General features: G+C 58.0%; 16 protein-coding genes. 14 read left to right on the top strand and 2 right to left on the bottom strand.

Annotated elements, in window-relative coordinates; translation table 11 throughout:
- Positions 1 to 224: 224 nt before the first annotated feature.
- From minD to Q6A51_RS07810, 5 genes are all read left to right on the top strand, one after another.
- A complete protein-coding gene (gene minD / locus Q6A51_RS07830) occupies positions 225 to 1,037 on the top strand; it encodes a septum site-determining protein MinD (RefSeq protein ID WP_200999800.1) in 813 nt (270 codons plus the stop codon).
- Positions 1,038 to 1,298 (top strand): cell division topological specificity factor MinE, encoded by a 261-nt coding sequence (gene minE / locus Q6A51_RS07825; RefSeq protein WP_025261136.1) that lies wholly within the window; start codon positions 1,038 to 1,040, stop codon positions 1,296 to 1,298. It begins immediately after the preceding gene.
- A gap of 91 nt (positions 1,299 to 1,389) precedes the next feature.
- Complete coding sequence (locus tag Q6A51_RS07820) at positions 1,390 to 2,025, top strand: RluA family pseudouridine synthase (RefSeq protein WP_221575562.1); 636 nt, start codon at positions 1,390 to 1,392, stop codon at positions 2,023 to 2,025.
- 101 nt (positions 2,026 to 2,126) lie between these two features.
- Positions 2,127 to 3,416, top strand: coding sequence for a M18 family aminopeptidase (locus Q6A51_RS07815; RefSeq protein ID WP_200999801.1), 1,290 nt, complete (start codon positions 2,127 to 2,129; stop codon positions 3,414 to 3,416).
- A 124-nt stretch (positions 3,417 to 3,540) separates the two neighbouring features.
- Entirely contained in the window at positions 3,541 to 3,705 is a 165-nt protein-coding gene (locus Q6A51_RS07810; RefSeq protein ID WP_200999802.1) for a hypothetical protein, read from the top strand.
- Positions 3,706 to 3,713: 8 nt separating this feature from the next.
- Here the strand turns inward: Q6A51_RS07810 and Q6A51_RS07805 are convergent, their stop codons facing one another.
- Positions 3,714 to 4,475, bottom strand: a complete 762-nt coding sequence (locus Q6A51_RS07805; RefSeq protein ID WP_201019298.1) for a UTRA domain-containing protein — start codon at positions 4,473 to 4,475, stop codon at positions 3,714 to 3,716.
- A 353-nt stretch (positions 4,476 to 4,828) separates the two neighbouring features.
- On the opposite strand from Q6A51_RS07805, the gene Q6A51_RS07800 reads away from it, so the two are divergent.
- The 6 genes from Q6A51_RS07800 to Q6A51_RS07775 all read left to right on the top strand — a co-directional run bounded on the left by Q6A51_RS07800 (position 4,829) and on the right by Q6A51_RS07775 (position 10,183).
- A complete protein-coding gene (locus Q6A51_RS07800; protein WP_201019299.1) occupies positions 4,829 to 5,896 on the top strand; it encodes an ABC transporter substrate-binding protein in 1,068 nt (355 codons plus the stop codon).
- Positions 5,897 to 5,969: 73 nt separating this feature from the next.
- Entirely contained in the window at positions 5,970 to 6,776 is an 807-nt protein-coding gene (locus tag Q6A51_RS07795) for an alkaline phosphatase family protein (RefSeq protein WP_201019300.1), read from the top strand.
- A complete protein-coding gene (locus Q6A51_RS07790) occupies positions 6,773 to 7,615 on the top strand; it encodes an ABC transporter permease (RefSeq protein ID WP_304574487.1) in 843 nt (280 codons plus the stop codon). Before Q6A51_RS07795 ends, Q6A51_RS07790 begins: the two co-directional genes overlap by 4 nt.
- Positions 7,602 to 8,399, top strand: coding sequence for an ABC transporter permease (locus Q6A51_RS07785; protein ID WP_201019301.1), 798 nt, complete (start codon positions 7,602 to 7,604; stop codon positions 8,397 to 8,399). Before Q6A51_RS07790 ends, Q6A51_RS07785 begins: the two co-directional genes overlap by 14 nt.
- 1 nt (position 8,400) lies before the next feature.
- The gene (locus Q6A51_RS07780; RefSeq protein WP_200999808.1) at positions 8,401 to 9,390 is read left to right on the top strand and encodes an ABC transporter ATP-binding protein; all 990 of its coding nucleotides are present in this window, start codon (positions 8,401 to 8,403) and stop codon (positions 9,388 to 9,390) included.
- A gap of 139 nt (positions 9,391 to 9,529) precedes the next feature.
- The gene (locus Q6A51_RS07775; RefSeq protein ID WP_304574486.1) at positions 9,530 to 10,183 is read left to right on the top strand and encodes an HAD family hydrolase; all 654 of its coding nucleotides are present in this window, start codon (positions 9,530 to 9,532) and stop codon (positions 10,181 to 10,183) included.
- Between the two features lie 105 nt (positions 10,184 to 10,288).
- Here the strand turns inward: Q6A51_RS07775 and Q6A51_RS07770 are convergent, their stop codons facing one another.
- Positions 10,289 to 11,251 (bottom strand): NAD(P)H-quinone oxidoreductase, encoded by a 963-nt coding sequence (locus Q6A51_RS07770; RefSeq protein WP_304574485.1) that lies wholly within the window; start codon positions 11,249 to 11,251, stop codon positions 10,289 to 10,291.
- A 349-nt stretch (positions 11,252 to 11,600) separates the two neighbouring features.
- Here Q6A51_RS07770 and Q6A51_RS07765 point away from each other — a divergent pair, with 349 nt between their 5' ends.
- The 3 genes from Q6A51_RS07765 (at position 11,601) to Q6A51_RS07755 (ending at position 17,887) form a co-directional block, all read left to right on the top strand.
- Entirely contained in the window at positions 11,601 to 13,451 is a 1,851-nt protein-coding gene (locus tag Q6A51_RS07765; protein ID WP_304574484.1) for a hypothetical protein, read from the top strand.
- A gap of 464 nt (positions 13,452 to 13,915) precedes the next feature.
- Positions 13,916 to 15,997 (top strand): carboxy terminal-processing peptidase, encoded by a 2,082-nt coding sequence (locus Q6A51_RS07760; RefSeq protein WP_304574483.1) that lies wholly within the window; start codon positions 13,916 to 13,918, stop codon positions 15,995 to 15,997.
- Between the two features lie 117 nt (positions 15,998 to 16,114).
- Complete coding sequence (locus tag Q6A51_RS07755) at positions 16,115 to 17,887, top strand: bifunctional diguanylate cyclase/phosphodiesterase (protein WP_304574482.1); 1,773 nt, start codon at positions 16,115 to 16,117, stop codon at positions 17,885 to 17,887.
- Positions 17,888 to 17,909: the final 22 nt, after the last annotated feature.

The raw sequence follows: 17,909 nt of genomic DNA, 5'->3' as shown, positions 1-17,909 counted from the left end.
GCCGCAATTTTCAAAGCATCTCTGACTCGTCGCGAAAACGTAGTAAAGGTTGTAGGAAATCCTGAGAAACACCTGTTTCTCGACTGTTGCATCAACCGAAAGCAGTAGCGTAGAGCTATCTTTCATGGCCGAGCTTCCGTGATTTCCATCATTCTTCGATTAACGTCGCTTCAAGGGATGCTCTTCAGGGACTAACTGTCCTTTTCCTCTAGGGGTGATACACCTTGGCCAAGATTCTCGTGGTTACATCCGGCAAGGGTGGTGTGGGCAAGACCACCACCAGCGCCGCCATCGGCACAGGCCTCGCTCTGCGTGGCCATAAAACAGTGATCGTCGATTTCGACGTCGGCTTGCGTAACCTGGACCTGATCATGGGTTGCGAGCGCCGCGTGGTGTACGACTTCGTCAACGTCGTCAACAACGAAGCGACACTCACCCAGGCCCTGATCAAAGACAAGCGCCTTGAAAACCTCTACGTGCTTGCGGCAAGCCAGACCCGCGACAAGGATGCGCTGACCGTCGAAGGCGTCGAGAAGATCCTCGACGAACTCAAGGAAAACTTCGAGTTCGTGATCTGCGACTCCCCGGCCGGTATCGAAAAAGGTGCTCACCTGGCCATGTACTTCGCTGATGAAGCGATTGTCGTGACCAACCCGGAAGTCTCTTCGGTACGTGACTCGGACCGCATGCTGGGCCTGCTGGCCAGCAAGTCCCGCCGCGCAGAGCGCAACGAAGATCCGATCAAGGAACACCTGCTGCTGACCCGCTACAATCCGGAGCGCGTCACCAAGGGTGAAATGCTGGGCGTCGAAGACGTCGAGGAAATCCTCTCGATCCGCCTGCTGGGCGTGATTCCAGAGTCACAGGCAGTCCTGAAGGCTTCCAACCAGGGTATCCCGGTCATTCTCGACGACCAGAGCGACGCCGGTCAGGCGTACAGCGATGCGGTCGATCGTTTGCTGGGCAAGGACGTTGCTCATCGTTTCGTCGATGTGCAGAAGAAAGGATGGTTTGAGCGTCTTTTTGGAGGCCGCTAAATGAATATTTTTGACTTCTTTCGTGACCGCAAAAAAGAAAGCACGGCCTCGGTAGCGAAAGAGCGTCTACAGATCATCGTGGCGCACGAACGCGGCCAGCGAAGCACTCCTACGCCTGACTATCTTCCTGCCCTGCAGAAAGAGCTGGTGGAAGTGATCCGCAAATACGTCAACATCGAGTCCGATCAGGTACAGGTCGCTCTGGAAAACCAGGGCAGTTGTTCGATTCTGGAACTCAACATCACCCTGCCAGATCGCTGATCCGGCGGTTGCCCACGGCGGCATGAGCGACACTTTCCTCGGAGTGCCGTCCATGCCGCCGTTGGCGTTTACAGCGTTTCGAGGCCGTTGCATGCCGTTGTCGAACATCCGCATCATCCATCAGGACGCCGCCGTTCTGGTCATCGATAAACCCACATTGCTGCTTTCAGTCCCAGGTCGCGCCGACGACAACAAGGACTGCCTGATTACCCGCCTGCAGGAAAACGGCTATCCCGAAGCCCGTATCGTTCACCGACTGGACTGGGAAACCTCCGGCATCATCCTGCTTGCCCGCGACGCCGATACCCATCGCGAACTGTCTCGCCAGTTCCATGACCGCGAAACAGAAAAGGCCTACACCGCCCTGTGCTGGGGTCAGCCGACGCTGGACAGCGGCAGCATTGACCTGCCTCTGCGCTACGACCCGCCGACCAAACCCCGGCATGTGGTGGATCATGAGCACGGTAAACATGCGCTGACCTTCTGGAAGATCGTGGAACGCTACGACACTCACTGTCGCGTGGAACTCACGCCGATCACCGGTCGCTCCCATCAGTTGCGTGTACACATGCTGTCCATCGGGCATCCGCTGCTGGGTGATGGCTTGTATGCCCATCCCGAGGCATTGGCGGCCTATCCACGCCTGTGCCTGCACGCCAGCATGCTGAGCTTCACCCATCCGGTCAGTGGCGAACGATTGAAGTTCGAGTGTGCGGCACCGTTTTAAACAGTTCGCGAATGAATTCGCCCGCGTAGCGAATTCATTCGCGAAAAAGCACGACCCAGGCCAATACGGTAAACTCGCGCCATTGCTGTCTGGAGCTACTTATGCGCGAAGAGCTGAACAAAGGCCTGATCGACTTTCTCAAGGCCTCCCCTACCCCGTTCCACGCCACTGCAACCCTTGTAAATCACCTTGAAGCAGCCGGCTTCCAGCGTCTGGACGAGCGTGAAACCTGGGCTGTCGAAACCGGTGGGCGTTATTACGTCACCCGCAACGACTCCTCCATCGTCGCCTTCAGAATGGGTCGTCATTCGCCACTGACCGGCGGGATTCGCATGGTCGGTGCCCATACCGACAGCCCGTGCCTGCGGGTCAAACCGCAGCCGGAACTACAGCGTCAGGGTTTCTGGCAACTGGGCGTGGAAGTCTACGGCGGCGCGCTGCTGGCGCCCTGGTTCGACCGTGACCTGTCGCTGGCCGGGCGTGTCACCTTCCGTCGCGACGGCAAGGTCGAAAGCCAGTTGATCGATTTCAAGTTGCCCATCGCGATCATTCCCAACCTGGCCATCCACCTCAATCGTACGGCCAATGAAGGCTGGGCGATCAATGCCCAGAACGAACTGCCGCCGATCCTGGCCCAAGTAGCCGGTGACGAACGCGCCGACTTCCGCGCCCTGCTCACCGAGCAACTGGCCCGCGAGCACGACCTGAACGCCGATGTGGTGCTCGATTACGAGTTGAGTTTCTACGACACCCAGAGCGCAGCCGTGGTCGGCCTCAATGGCGACTTCATTGCCGGTGCCCGTCTGGACAATCTGCTGTCCTGCTTCGCAGGCTTGCAAGCGCTGCTCAACAGCGACACCGATGAAACCGCTCTGCTGGTGTGTACCGATCACGAAGAAGTCGGTTCTTCATCGACCTGCGGCGCAGACGGCCCGATGCTGGAGCAGATCATCCAGCGTCTGCTGCCCAACGGCGAAGACTATGTGCGCACCATCCAGAAGTCGCTGCTGATCTCGGCGGACAACGCCCATGGCGTTCACCCCAACTACGCCGAAAAGCACGACGCCAACCATGGCCCGAAACTCAATGCCGGGCCGGTCATCAAGGTCAACAGCAACCAGCGCTACGCCACCAACAGCGAAACCGCAGGGTTCTTCCGCCACCTGTGCATGGCCGAAGAAGTACCGGTGCAAAGCTTTGTGGTGCGCAGCGACATGGCCTGCGGCTCGACCATCGGCCCGATCACAGCCAGCCATCTGGGCATTCGCACCGTGGATATCGGTTTGCCGACCTTTGCCATGCATTCGATCCGCGAACTGGCCGGCAGTCATGACCTGTCGCATCTGGTGAAAGTGCTCAGTGCGTTTTACGCCAGCCACGAGTTGCCGTAACTCCCCGTCTTCGCGAGTGAGCGGTTCGCAGCCCGGCCCGTTCACTCGCGCATTGCGCTACATCAAAACGCCAGCCCCAAACCCATCTAGACTCATAGGTGCCGAGTCAGTGAGGTACAGGGCCATGGATCCGTTCCATTCAATGCTGATGATTACCGTGATCGGGATGCTGTTGCTCAGCGTCGGCTTCAGTTACCGGGATCGGGGTGCTGGTGTGTTCATGATCTGGATCGGCATGGTCTTCGTGATCGGCACGGTCGGCTTCAAGATTCTCGAAAAGCTGACCTGATCATGAGGCTAGGCACTCACTTGAGCCTCGCCGAGAGTGGGCAGGCTTGACAGAAAATCCCCCGCCACCGCACTGACATGAATAGCGTCGTGCCGCCAATATTCCAGGTCGCAATCGATCAGGCGACCGCGCTGATCGTAGTTGACCCGCGCAATGCACAAACCCGGGCTGCCCACTGAAACCTTGAGCGCCGCGCAGGCATCGGCATGCAGCGCCGTAGGCACAATCTCGAAATGCACCTGGCCATAGCACAGGTCATAACGGCTGGCGTACAACTCGGTAAGCGACTGGCTGAGATCGCAATCAAGGATGCCGGGGAAATACTCAGGGTTCAGGTAATGCTCGACATACAGCACCAGACGCTGGTCGATGCGCCGCGCCCGGCAGATCTGGATCACGCTGGAAAGCGCTGGCAACTGGAGTTTTTCACAGATTTTCGCTGAAGCCGGTTGCAATCGCGCTGAAATGATCTGGGTTTCAGCCACGCGCCCTTGTGCCTGGACCATCGCATGAAAGTGGCTGCGACGGATCAGGTCATAGGCCAGACGCGGAGGCGAGACAAACCAGCCGCGTCGCTCCTCGCGATAGATCAGCCCCTGAGCCTCCAGTTGCACCAGGGCTTCACGCAGGGTGATACGAGTCGTATCAAATACCTCACTGAGCTTGCGCTCGGCAGGCAGCTTGCTACCGGACGGTAACAAACCGTGCTCGATCTGCTCCTGCAAGGCGTTGCAAATAGTTGTTACCGCTCGTGGTACATCTTCGCGCATTGAGATACCTGACTGGACTAGACCAGCTCCATTAAAGGGCACGATTCAAGACTTGAGCCCCCCATTGAAAGTGTTTTCAAGCCTAGGTCGCCTATATGACCATCATGTGACAAATCGCATCACGATCCATGCCAATGGTCGCTTGAACACCCTGAAATCCCTTGGGAAGCAAGCTATTCAAGATGGTCTACGCTTAGCTCGCAACGCAGCACACATGCTCTGACCATAGAACAGAAAACAACTCTCGACACAAAAATGTCATGCAAGAAGCCTAACTTGGCTCAGGTATTGCTGATCTAGACCAAACTATCCGCAAAGAACGCTTCCGAAAGGAAGTGCAAAAGGAGATTTGAATGAAACACCTATTGTTGGCATCACTCCTCGGTTCCGCCATTGCCTTGAGCACCTCGGCCATGGCAGCGGACACAGACCTCAAGACGCTGGAAGCCGCAGCCAGGACCGAAGGCGCGATCAATAGCGTCGGCATGCCGGATGACTGGGCTAACTGGAAAGCCACCTGGGCCGACCTCGAAAGCAAATACGGCCTCAAGCACATGGACACCGACATGAGTTCGGCTCAGGAAGTGGCCAAGTTCGATGCGGAAAAAGACAACGCCAGCGCCGATATCGGTGACGTGGGTGCAGCCTTCGGCCCGATCGCTGTCGCCAAGGGCGTTACCCAGCCTTACAAGCCAAGCACCTGGGAACAAGTCCCGGACTGGGCCAAGGACAAGGAAGGTCACTGGGCACTGGCCTATACCGGCACCATCGCCTTCATCGTCAACAAGAAGCTGTTGCATGGTTCTGAAGTCCCGACCAAATGGTCTGACCTCAAGAGCGGCAAATACAAGGTCACTATCGGTGACGTGAGCACCGCAGCCCAGGCGGCCAACGGCGTGCTGGCGGCCTCCATCGCCATGAAAGGCGACGAGAGCAACGTCGCTCCTGGCCTGCAACTGTTCACCGAACTGGCCAAGCAGAAACGCCTGGCACTCAATAATCCGAATATCCAGAGCATGGAGAAAGGTGAAGTCGAAGTCGGTATCGTCTGGGACTTCAACGGCCTGAGCTACAAGGCCAAGATGACCAACCCGGACGATTACGTGGTGCTGATCCCGTCCGATGGTTCGGTGATTTCCGGCTACACCACCATCATCAACAAATACGCCAAACACCCGAACGCGGCCAAACTGGCGCGTGAGTACATCTTCAGCGACGCAGGCCAGATCAACCTGGCAAAAGGCAACGCACGTCCGATTCGTGCCGAGCACCTTACCCTGCCCGCCGAGGTCCAGGCCAAGCTGCTGCCAAACGAGCAATACAAAGGCGTCACCCCGATCAAGAGCGCGGCGGCGTGGGAAGCGACGTCCAAGAAGCTGCCTCAGATGTGGAACGAGCAGGTCATCGTCGAAATGAACTGATCAAGGCCAAGGGCGAGCCAGCATGCCTGCTCGCCCTTACCTGTGTATCGATTGCAGTTGGAGCGACCCGCTCATGAAACACAATGTCATCCTCATCGTGCTCGATGGCCTCAACTACGAAGTGGCAAGGCATGCGATGGGTCATCTCCAGGCTTACAGCAGTGCAGGACGGGCCGTGCTGTACAAGCTTGAATCCGAGTTGCCGGCGCTGTCGCGCCCTTTGTACGAATGCATTCTGACCGGGGTCACGCCCCTGGAAAGCGGCATTGTGCACAACCAGGTTTCACGCCTGTCCAACCAGCGCAGCATGTTCCACTACGCCACCGATGCCGGGCTCACCACGGCAGCGGCGGCCTATCACTGGGTCAGCGAACTGTATAATCGCACGCCCTTCGACGCCGCCCGCGACCGTCACACCGACGATCCGGCGCTGCCGATCCAGCACGGGCACTTTTACTACGCCGACCATTACCCCGATTCGCACCTGTTTGCCGACGCCGAAAGCCTGCGAGTCAGGCACGCACCGAATCTGCTGTTGATCCACCCCATGAATATCGACGACGCCGGGCACAAGCACGGCCTCGACAGCCCCCAATACCGTAACAGCGCACGCAGCGCCGACATCCTGATTGCCGATTACCTGCAACGCTGGCTCGATGCCGGTTATCAGGTACTGGTCACCGCAGATCACGGCATGAACAACGATCGATCACATAACGGGCTACTCCCCGAAGAACGTGAAGTACCGCTGTTCGTGCTGGGCGATGCATTCAGCCTCGATGCCCAGGCAGCCCCCAGACAAACCGAGCTATGCGGCACTGTCTGCGAACTGCTCGGCGTGCCCCACGACAAACCGGTATGCCGGGAGATCCTCAATTGACTACCAACAATCGTGGTAAATGGCTCGGGCTGCTATGCCTGCTGCCGTTTGCCCTGTTCTTCATCGTGTTTCAAATTGCGCCGCTGGCCTGGGTTGCGATCAACAGCCTGCACTCCGAAACAGGCTGGGGGTTTGACAACTTCGCCAAGGCATTCAATTCCCGCTTCTATCGCCAGGCCATTCAGTTCAGCCTGGAGATCAGTTTCTGGTCCAGCCTGTTCGGCATCGTGATCGCGGTACTGGGCAGCCACTCGCTGCGCAACGTGGATTCGCGGCTACGGGATTTCGTCAATTCCTTCGCCAACATGACCAGCAACTTCTCTGGCGTGCCGCTGGCCTTTGCATTCATCATCCTGCTGGGCTTCAACGGGGCCGTGACGTTGATGCTCAAGAAGGCCGGGATCATTGAAGACTTCAACCTGTATTCCAAGACCGGCCTGATCATTCTCTACACCTATTTCCAGATCCCGCTGGGCGTATTGCTGCTTTACCCGGCCTTCGATGCCTTGCGCGAAGACTGGCGCGAGTCCTCGGCCTTGCTCGGTGCCAGCAGCTTCCAGTACTGGCGCCATATCGGTCTGCCGGTCCTGGCACCTGCGCTGCTGGGGACCTTCGTGATTCTGCTGGCCAATGCCTTGGGGGCTTATGCCACCGTTTACGCCTTGACCACCGGCAACTTCAACGTGCTGCCCATCCGCATCGCAGCCATGGTTTCCGGGGATATCAGCCTTGATCCGAACATGGCCAGTGCCCTGGCAATGATTCTGGTCGGCCTGATGACGCTGGTCACTGTCGTTCATCAATGGTTGCTGAAGAGGAGCTACCATGTCTCGCGCTGAAAGAGGTCCCGCCGGGATCTACCACCGCTTCGTGGTGTATGTCCTGTTCCTGATCCTGCTGCTGCCACTGGCTGGCACGCTGCTGTATTCACTGTCCACCAGTTGGTCGGCGAGCATTCTGCCCAGCGGCCTGACCTTCAAGTGGTACATCGCACTGTGGAGCGACCCGCGCTTTCTCACTGCGTTCGGTCAGTCGCTGCTGGTCTGTGTGGGCGCCCTGATTCTGTCCGTGGTGTTGATCCTGCCACTGCTGTTCGTGGTGCATTACCACTTCCCACGCCTGGATGCGCTGATGAACATCCTGATCCTGCTGCCTTTCGCAGTACCGCCCGTGGCCTCGTCCGTGGGCTTGTTGCAACTCTATGGCTCCGGGCCGTTTGCCATGGTCGGCACGCCCTGGATTCTGATTGGCTGCTACTTCACCGTCGCACTGCCGTTCATGTATCGGGCCATCAGCAACAACTTGCAGGCGATCAACCTCACCGACCTGATGGACGCCGCCCAACTGCTGGGCGCCAATACCTGGCAGGCGGCTTTCATGGTGGTGCTGCCCAACCTGCGCAAAGGCTTGCTGGTCGCGTTGCTGCTGTCGTTCTCCTTCCTGTTCGGCGAGTTCGTGTTCGCCAACCTGCTGGTCGGGACCCGCTATGAAACCCTGCAGGTGTACCTAAACAACATGCGCAACAGCAGCGGGCACTTCAACAGTGCGCTGGTGATCTCTTATTTCCTCTTCGTGCTGGTGCTGACCTGGGCCGCCAACCGACTGAACAAGGACAAAGACTGATATGAGTTTTGTCAGTATCGAAAACCTGCAGAAAAGCTACGCAAGCACAGCGGTGTTCAGCGACATCAACTGCACGATCGAACGCGGTGAATTCGTGACCCTGCTCGGCCCGTCGGGCTGCGGCAAGTCAACATTGCTGCGCTGCATCGCCGGGCTGACGTCAGTGAACAGCGGTAGCATCCTGCTCGATGGTCAGGACCTGGTGCCGCTTACTCCGCAAAAGCGCAATATCGGCATGGTGTTCCAGAGCTATGCGCTGTTCCCCAACATGACTGTGGAACAGAACGTAGCGTTCGGCCTGCGCATCCAGAAGGTCAACGCCGACGACACTCACAAGCGGGTCGCCGAAGTGCTGAAGCTGGTCGAGCTGACCGACCTGGCCAGCCGTTACCCGCACCAGATGTCCGGCGGCCAGTGCCAGCGCGTCGCTCTGGCCCGCTCGCTGGTCACTCGCCCTCGCCTGCTGCTGCTCGACGAGCCGCTGTCGGCGCTGGATGCACGGATTCGCAAACACCTGCGCGAACAGATCCGCGCCATCCAGCGCGAACTGGGCCTGACCACGATCTTCGTCACCCACGACCAGGAAGAAGCGCTGACCATGTCAGACCGCATTTTCCTGATGAACCAGGGTCGAATCGTCCAGAGCGGCGATGCCGAAACCCTCTACACCGCGCCGGCAGACGTCTTTGCAGCGGGCTTCATCGGCAACTACAACCTGCTGGAACCCGATGACGCCTCCCGCCTGATGCAGCGCCCGATCAACAGCCGCGTCGCGATCCGCCCTGAAGCCATCCAGCTCAGCCTGACCGGCGCACTGGAAGGCGAAGTTCTCAGTCACAGCCTGCTGGGTAACGTGATCCGCTATCGTGTCCAGGCACGAGACGTGGAACTGGTGGTCGACGTACTCAACCGCAGCGCAGAAGATCTACACCCCGATGGGCGACGAGTGAGCCTCAAGATAGAACTTTCGGCGTTGTGTGAGGTGGGTTAGGGGCAACGGCAAGTTGTAAGCCGCAAGCTGCAAGCTCAAGCAGTTTTGCGTGCTCTTCACTTGCAGCTTGAAGCTTGTAACTTGACGCTGCCGCGCCCACGCCCTACCCACTACCGAACAACAATCCAAGGAGGCACGCATGCCTTTAGCAATTTTCGATCTGGACGAAACCCTGATCGGCGGCGACTGCGCCAGCTTGTGGAGCGAGCAGATGGGCCGCCTGGGCTGGGTCGATCCCGAGTCGTTCATGCAACGCAACAATGAACTGATGGCCGCCTATAGCGCGGGCAAACTGGCCATGGAAGATTACATGGCGTTCAGCCTGGAACCCATGGCTGGCCGTACACCAGAAGAAGTCGATCATCTGGTCGGCCCCTGGGTGGAAGACATCATTGAACCCATCATCTACAGCGACGCCTGCAAATGCATCGCGCAGCATCGGGCCAAAGGCGACCGCATTCTGGTGATCTCTGCGTCTGGCGTACACCTGGTCAAACCCATTGCCGAGCGTCTGGGCATCGATGAAGTACTGGGGATCGATCTGGATGTGCAGAACGGTGTCTACAGCGGTGCAACAGTCGGCGTGCTGACCTACCGCGAAGGCAAGATCACCCGCCTGATGGACTGGCTGGACGCCGAAGGTGAAAACCTCGAAGGTGCCAGCTTCTACTCCGACTCCCGCAATGACCTGCCGCTGCTGCTCAAGGTTGACTATCCCCATGTGGTCAACCCGGATGCCGTGTTACGCGAGCATGCCGAAAAGGCTGGCTGGCCGGTGCATTCCTGGAAGTAATTCAACATCATGAATTAAAACGCATTTCCGTAGGAGCGAATCGGGCGGCGCTCCGCTCATTCGCGAAGGCCCTTCGCGAATGAATTCGCTCCTACGGAAATGGCGCTAAACGAGGCTCTCGTCGATCACCAGCACAATCTTGCCCGACACCTGGTTGGTCGCCAGCTCAGCAAATGCGGCTTCGGCGTCCTTGATCGGGAAGGCCCTGGCCAGTTGCGGCTTGAGGCGTCCTTCAGTGAATAGCGGCCAGACGTGCTGGCCCAGGTCACTGAGCAGGTCCGCCTTGAACTGCTCGTCACGGCTGCGCAAGGTCGAACCGAGCAACTGGATACGCTTGCCCAATACTTGAGCCAGGTCCAGTTGAGCCTCGCGCCCACCCATCAAGCCGATCAGCACCCAACGGCCATCGAGCCCCAGCAGCTTGACGTTCAGGGCCGCGTAATTGGCGCCGACCGGGTCGAGGATTACATCGAAGGGGGCGAAGTCACTCAGGCTTTCCAGACTGTCGCTGCGCACGACACCACCCTGGGCACCCAGTTCGACACAATACGCCAGACGCTCGGTGGAGCCGACGCTGACCCATACCGGGCTGCCAAACGCCTTGCAGAGCTGAATGCCAGCAGAACCGACGCCACTTGCTCCGGCGTGCAGCAAGACTTTTTCACCAGGCTTCAGGCCTGCCAGTTGAAACAGATTCAGCCATGCCGTGGCATAGACTTCCGGGATCGCGGCGGCTTCATGCAGCGACAGCCCCTCGGGCACGGGCAGCACATGACGCGCGTCGACCACCACCTCTTCAGCCATGGCACCGCCCGCCAACAACGCGCAGACGCGGTCTCCGACCTGCCAGGAAGTGCCCGGCCCGACTTCGTCGATCACACCCGAGCACTCAAGCCCCAGAACCGAGCTAACGCCTGGGGGTGGCGGATACAGCCCGGCACGCTGCAACAAATCGGCCCGATTCAGGCCCGCAGCGGCCACTTTGATACGAACCTGCCCCACATCAAGAGCCGGACTTGGCTCTTCGACCCATTCCACACGTCCTTCAACGCCTTGTAATACCTTCACAGTGCCTCCGTCGTGAGTCAGAACTGAGCCCAAGGCAGCCACCCCGGGCTTTTGCATTATGCGACCGTGTCCACGAACGGGCGACCTTTAATCTGCCCGACTGTCCGGCACTGTCATTTCTGACAGTGACATGCAGATTCATCGGTTAAATACTCCCCCGACACTGTCGCATCGCAGGACTCCGGAAAGGATTTTGGAGGATTCAAGCCATGGCCAGCACTCATCTGAAACACACGGCGTTCGATTGCATCGCCACGGCCTGCTCCCATCTCCAGCCCGCTACTCAATCGGCGGGTATCGCTGCGGTGTACCCACCTTCAAGGAAGTCATGACATAGCAGGAGCCATTCATGAATACATCCTTTACCTCACTCAGCCAACAACCCGGGCAATTGCCCGCTCTGCAGATCCCGTCAATCGACCTCGGCGGAAACGATGGGTTGGGCTGGGTCCAACTCAAGGATCCGCAAAAAGGCGTAGCGCTGTTTGCGTTCACGCCAGTCGGTACGGCCAAAGGCGACCTCATCGAATTGTGGTGGAACGGCAAGGTCATCCAGAGCCTGCTCGCAAACCCTGATCGGGCCTCCATCGACTTTTCGGCGCTGCCTCAGGACATTCCCGATGAGCCGGAAGTTTGCGAGGTGTTCTACCGGATCACACCTGCTGCAGGCGGTACACCCGAGGATTCTCCCGTGCGCCAGGTACGGGTCAAACGCAGCGTACCTGGTGGCCTTGATACGGATAACCACACGCCCTACATCAATGACACTCTGGCACCTGTAGAAAATCTGCCCTCGAATATCGAGGTGCCAACAGACCTGCCGCTGACCATCGCCGCCTGGGACAACATGCAGGAAGGCGACGTCCTCCGCCTATTCTGGGCGAGCAACGAATTCTTCGTCGAGAACCCGCCGCTGCCAGCAGAGCAGGCGGGCAAACCGCAAACCATCATCGTGAGCGCCGCGCTGCAGAAAGCGGCTGGCAACTGTGAAAATCTGACGGTCTATTACGAGATCCGCGACCAGGTAAGCAACTGGTCGGGCTATTCGCTCGCCGCCTTCACCGCCGTCGATATTTTCGTCACACCCGCTCCGACGGTGAGCGAAGCACCTGAAGGCGTACTGGACCCACTCCAGGCCGTGGCAGGTGCAACCGTGGTGGTCGCATACCTTGGCATGCTTGAAACCGATAGTATCCGCGTACGCTGGGACGGCAACGAGGATGCCACCGCCCCTGTTTCCCAGCCCGGTAACCCTGCGGGGAGTGTCGAATTTACCGTGCCCCCCGCCACCATTGCCTCCGCGCTAGGGAAAACACTGGAGGTCACCTATGTCGTGGCCCGTGGCACGAACGAGCAGGAATCAGATGCGCTGTCTCTGGAGGTACAGGCATTACCCGGCTCGTCTCTGCCTACACCGAAAATCACACAAGCCACGTACCCCAGCAAGTTGCTGTACATCAACCCATTAAACAGTGATGCCGACCTGACCGTCGAGGCCTGGCCTCTCATCGCAACAGGTCAGCGTGTCTGGCTGCGTTTTGAAGGCACCGCCCGCGATGGCTCGGCCTATAAGTGGGATCACCCGGTCTGGCAGGACTTCGCGATCACCAGCGATACGGCCCAAAGCACCCAAGTAGCCTTGAATGAACTGCAAAAACTCAAGCACCACACCTACATGCGATTGATCATGGAAGTATCGTTCGATGGAGGGCTGACCCGGACGCCGTTTCCAGTCGACAACCTGAGCATTACCCATTACTACCCGGTAAGCGGTTCCGAGAACTGGGAAAGTTTCCCCACCCAGCAGTTAGCGATCAATAAAACCGTGCACTGCTCGGATGACATGACTCTTTTCATCTATATAAGGCCACTTTCGATTGTAAACGTCAGCACAGTTCATCCAACCCTCGGTAACCGTACACTGGAGGCCATAGGAGAAAACCAGTTCACGCTCCGCTTTTCCGGTTTAATCAAGACCCTGAAGCTGTCTCATGTTGGTGCGGATCCCACCCGGGATCACATCGCCTTTTACGACACTGGTGAAAAACTTATCGTTGATGCACCACTACAATCTGGCACCGGGATCGTTTCTCAGGAAATTCACCTGGGCCAGGCGTGTTTTTCTTGCAAGGTATACCTAGGTCAGCAACAAAACACCGTACTCCTGGATAACCTGCGCTGGACGGAATGGGTCCCTTGAGCCTGCACCCGCCCCTGAGTCTATGACGCAGCATTGCAATTGCAGATGAATTCCGGGGCGGACTGCGGCCAGAGTCAGGCGGGACTTTGATGGCATATACCTGACCCGCCTGCCCCTGCTTTCAAAGCGCACGGGTTGAGCAAAAGCTGAATGCTGGCTGAATCAACTCTACTTGGCTCCAATGCCCGTCAAGCCCTCGGAGGCTCATATATTGCATCGTGTGCCGTGACGGGCAGCCATCCGGATACGAACGCACTCTGCATTCATCACCGAACCTGATGGCTTCAGCCCCGCTACATATGCTTCAACGCCTTGCAATGCCTTCACAGTGCCGCCATAGTGAGTCAAGACTGAGCCCGAAGCTGTTTAGCCGGGCTTTTGCATTGTGCGGCCGGGTCCGAAGGAACCGGCGACCTCAAAGACGGCCTAATATGCGTTATCAATTGTCACCACGTCGAATCAGCATGAAGCACTTACTCCCAAGCACCGCCCTTGCACTGTCTATCGGTCTTAGCCTGTTGCCGATGTCAGCCAGCACTTTTGCCGCCAACAGCTGGGATAACCTTCAGCCGGACCGCGACGAAGTGGTTGCCAGTCTCAACGTGGTTGAGCTGCTCAAGCGACATCACTACAGCAAACCACCGCTGGATGACAAACGCTCGGTCATCATCTATCAGAGCTACCTGAAGCTTCTGGACCCGTCTCGCAGCTATTTCACAGCCAGCGATATCACTGAGTTCGACAAGTGGCAGACCCAGTTCGACGACTTCCTCAAGAGCGGCGACCTGAACCCTGGCTTCATCATCTACAAACGTTATCTGGATCGCGTCAAGGCGCGTATGGACTTCGTTCTGGCAGAGTTGAACAAAGGCGTCGACAAGCTCGACTTCAGCGCCAAGGAAACCCTGCTGGTCGACCGCAAGGACGCCGCATGGCCCAAGAATGAAGCCGAACTGGACGAACTGTGGCGCAAGCGCGTCAAGGATGAAGTCCTGCGTCTGAAGATCGCCGGCAAGGATCCCTCGAAGATCCAGGAAACCCTGACCAAGCGTTACAAGAATCAACTGGCGCGCCTGGGCCAGACCCGCGCCGAGGACATCTTCCAGGCGTACATCAACACCTTCGCCATGTCCTACGATCCGCACACCAACTACCTGTCTCCTGACAGCGCGGAAAACTTCGACATCAACATGAGCCTGTCGCTGGAAGGCATCGGCGCTGTGTTGCAGAGCGACAACGACAACGTGAAGATCGTGCGTCTGGTGCCGGCAGGTCCGGCAGCCAAGACCAAGCAGGTCGCTCCGGCCGACAAGATCGTCGGTGTTGCCCAGGGCGACAAGGAAATGGTCGATGTCATCGGCTGGCGCCTGGACGAAGTGGTCAAACTGATTCGCGGGCCTAAAGGCTCGGTCGTACGCCTGGAAGTCATTCCTGCCAGCAACGCACCGAACGACCAGACCAGCAAGATCGTGTCCATCACTCGTGAAGCGGTCAAGCTTGAAGAGCAGGCGGCGAAAAAGTCGATCCTGCACCTGAATCAGGATGGCAAGGACTACAAGCTCGGCGTCATCGAGATTCCAGCCTTCTATCTGGACTTCAAGGCTTACCGTGCTGGCGACCCGCAGTACAAGAGCACCACCCGCGACGTCAAGAAACTGCTGACCGAACTCAAGGCAGAGAATGTCGATGGCGTCGTGCTGGACTTGCGTAACAACGGCGGCGGCTCCCTGCAGGAAGCTACCGAACTGACCAGCCTGTTCATCGAACAGGGTCCGACCGTTCTGGTGCGCAATGCCGACGGCAAGGTCGATGTACTCGAAGACGAAGCCAAAGGCGCCTTCTACAAAGGCCCGATGGCACTGCTGGTGAACCGTTTGTCAGCGTCCGCCTCTGAGATTTTCGCAGGCGCCATGCAGGACTATCACCGCGCGCTGGTGATTGGCGGCCAGACCTTCGGTAAAGGCACCGTACAAACCATTCAGCCGCTCAACCACGGCGAGCTGAAACTGACACTGGCCAAGTTCTATCGGGTATCCGGTCAGAGCACCCAGCATCAGGGCGTAGTGCCGGATATCACTTACCCGTCGCTGATCGACACCAAGGAAATCGGTGAGAGTGCCCTGCCCGAGGCCATGCCATGGGACAGCATCAAACCGGCGATCAAGCCTGCAATCGATCCGTTCAAGCCATTCCTGGCGCAGTTGCAGTCGCGACATGAAGCCCGCACGGCCAAGAACGCCGAGTTTGTCTTCATCGAAGACCGCCTTGCACTGGCCAAGAAGCTGATGAGCGAAAAAACCGTCAGCCTCAATGAAGTGGATCGTCGTGCCGAACACAGCGCGATCGAAAGCAAGCAACTGGCCCTTGAAAACACTCGCCGCAAAGCCAAGGGCGAAGAGCCGCTCAAGGAACTGAAAAAAGAGGACGAGGATGCCCTGCCAGTAGAGAACGAGAAGACTAAACCCGAGGATGATGCCTACCTGGCAGAAACCGGGCGCATTCTGATCGACTATCTGGGGCTGAGCGCTTCGGTAGCAAAGAAGTGACGGTTACTCATTAATGGCAAATTAATGGCATATGTCATTAAACAGTCATTGATCTGTAGTGTAATAAGGGGCTGAGCGTAAGCGCGTTCAGCCCCTTTTTTATATCCAGAGACCGCCATGACGATGAATGAGCAGTTGAGTGCACTGAGTTCTATTCTGGCTCGTAGTGATTTGCACAGCCTGTTCCAGCCCATCGTCTCACTCTCGGGGCGCAGCATTCTGGGGTATGAAGCCCTGAGCCGCGGCCCGTCAAACAGCAAGTTGCACTCCCCTATCAATCTGTTTTCCGTAGCGCGCCAGGCCGGTCGACTCAGCGAACTGGAACTGATGTGCCGCGACGGAGCCTGCCGTCGGTTCAGCCAGCAAAAACTGCCGGGCAAGCTGTTTCTCAATGTCTCCCCCGAATCCCTGCTGGAAATTTCCCACCCACCGGGCCGCACCCTTGAAATGCTGCAACGCTACGGCATCGCCCCGAAAGATGTGGTGATAGAACTGACCGAGCAGATGCCCACGGATGATTTCGAGCTGCTGTACAACGCGCTGCACCATTATCGCGATATGGGTTTTTCCATCGCACTGGATGACCTGGGTGCCGGTTACTCCAGCCTGCGGCTTTGGTCGGAACTACGCCCCGACTACGTGAAAATCGACCGGCATTTCATCGACGGCATTCATCAGGATGCGGTCAAGCGTGAGTTCGTCGGCTCCATGCTGCAAATGGCCAAGGCATCACGGGCCACCGTAATCGCTGAAGGCATTGAATTGCCGGAAGAGCTCGCCGCGCTGACCGATATGGGCGTGGACCTGGTACAAGGCTATCTCCTGGCCCGCCCGCAAGAACGCCCGCCACGCGACATTCGCGTCATGCTGCCCAAGACCGAGGTGGCGACTACGTCCCTGAACGAAGAAGCCTCGGACCTGAGCGCCCTGCTCAACCCGCAACCCTCGGTAAACCAGGAAACCCCGACCGCCGACGTGCTGGAGGCCTTCCGCAAACAGGCCAACCTCAACTCACTGGCCGTTCTGGACGAAAACTTCCGGCCCTGCGGCATCGTGCATCGCCACTCATTGTCCGAAGTGTTGCTCAAGCCATTCGGGACCGAGCTGTTTGCCCGCAAGCCCATCAGCCGCTTGATGAGCGATGACTTTCTGGCCGTGGAAGTGAATCAATCCCTCCAACAGGTCAGCCGTCTGCTGACCAGCCGGGCACGCCAGCGCATTGAAGAAGACTTCATCATCACCAGCAACGGCACCTACATCGGGTTGGGCCGGGTGATTGATGTCCTGAAGCTGATTACCGAGCTGAAGATCCAGCAAGCACGCTACGCGAACCCGTTGACCCTGCTGCCGGGCAATGTGCCAATCCAGCAATGCCTGACGCGCCTGTTGCAACAAGGGCGCGCATCGATGATCTGCTATGTCGATATCGACAGTTTCAAGCCCTTCAACGATATCTACGGCTACGCCCGTGGCGACGAAGTCTTGCTTTGCCTGGCGCAGTGCCTGAATGACCGCATCGACCCGAGCCGGGACTTTGTCGGCCATATTGGCGGTGATGATTTCCTGATGGTGCTGGGTTTCGAGGACTGGGAAAGGCGCCTGCAGGCTCTGCTCGATGATTTCCAGAACCAGTGCCGACGCTTTTACAGAGCGGAACACCTGCAATCGGGTTGCTTCATTGCCTTGAACCGCCAAGGTCAGCGTCAGGAGTTTCCACTGCTGTCGCTATCGATCGGTGTAGTGCATCTGCGCGAAGAAAGCTGCTCGCAAGTGAACGCCAGTCAGTTGGCCGACCTGGCCTCGCAGGCCAAGCACTTCGCCAAGGATGTCGCGGGTGCCAGCGTGCATGTGATCGATTCGTTGCGTCTGGACTTGTTGTCCAACGCCTGAATCGATTCGCGAATGAATTGGC

Source organism: Pseudomonas serbiensis, assembly GCF_030580745.1.
In the GTDB taxonomy this organism is placed as follows: Bacteria; Pseudomonadota; Gammaproteobacteria; order Pseudomonadales; family Pseudomonadaceae; genus Aquipseudomonas; species Aquipseudomonas serbiensis.
This window is presented reverse-complemented; position numbering and strand designations above follow the sequence as displayed.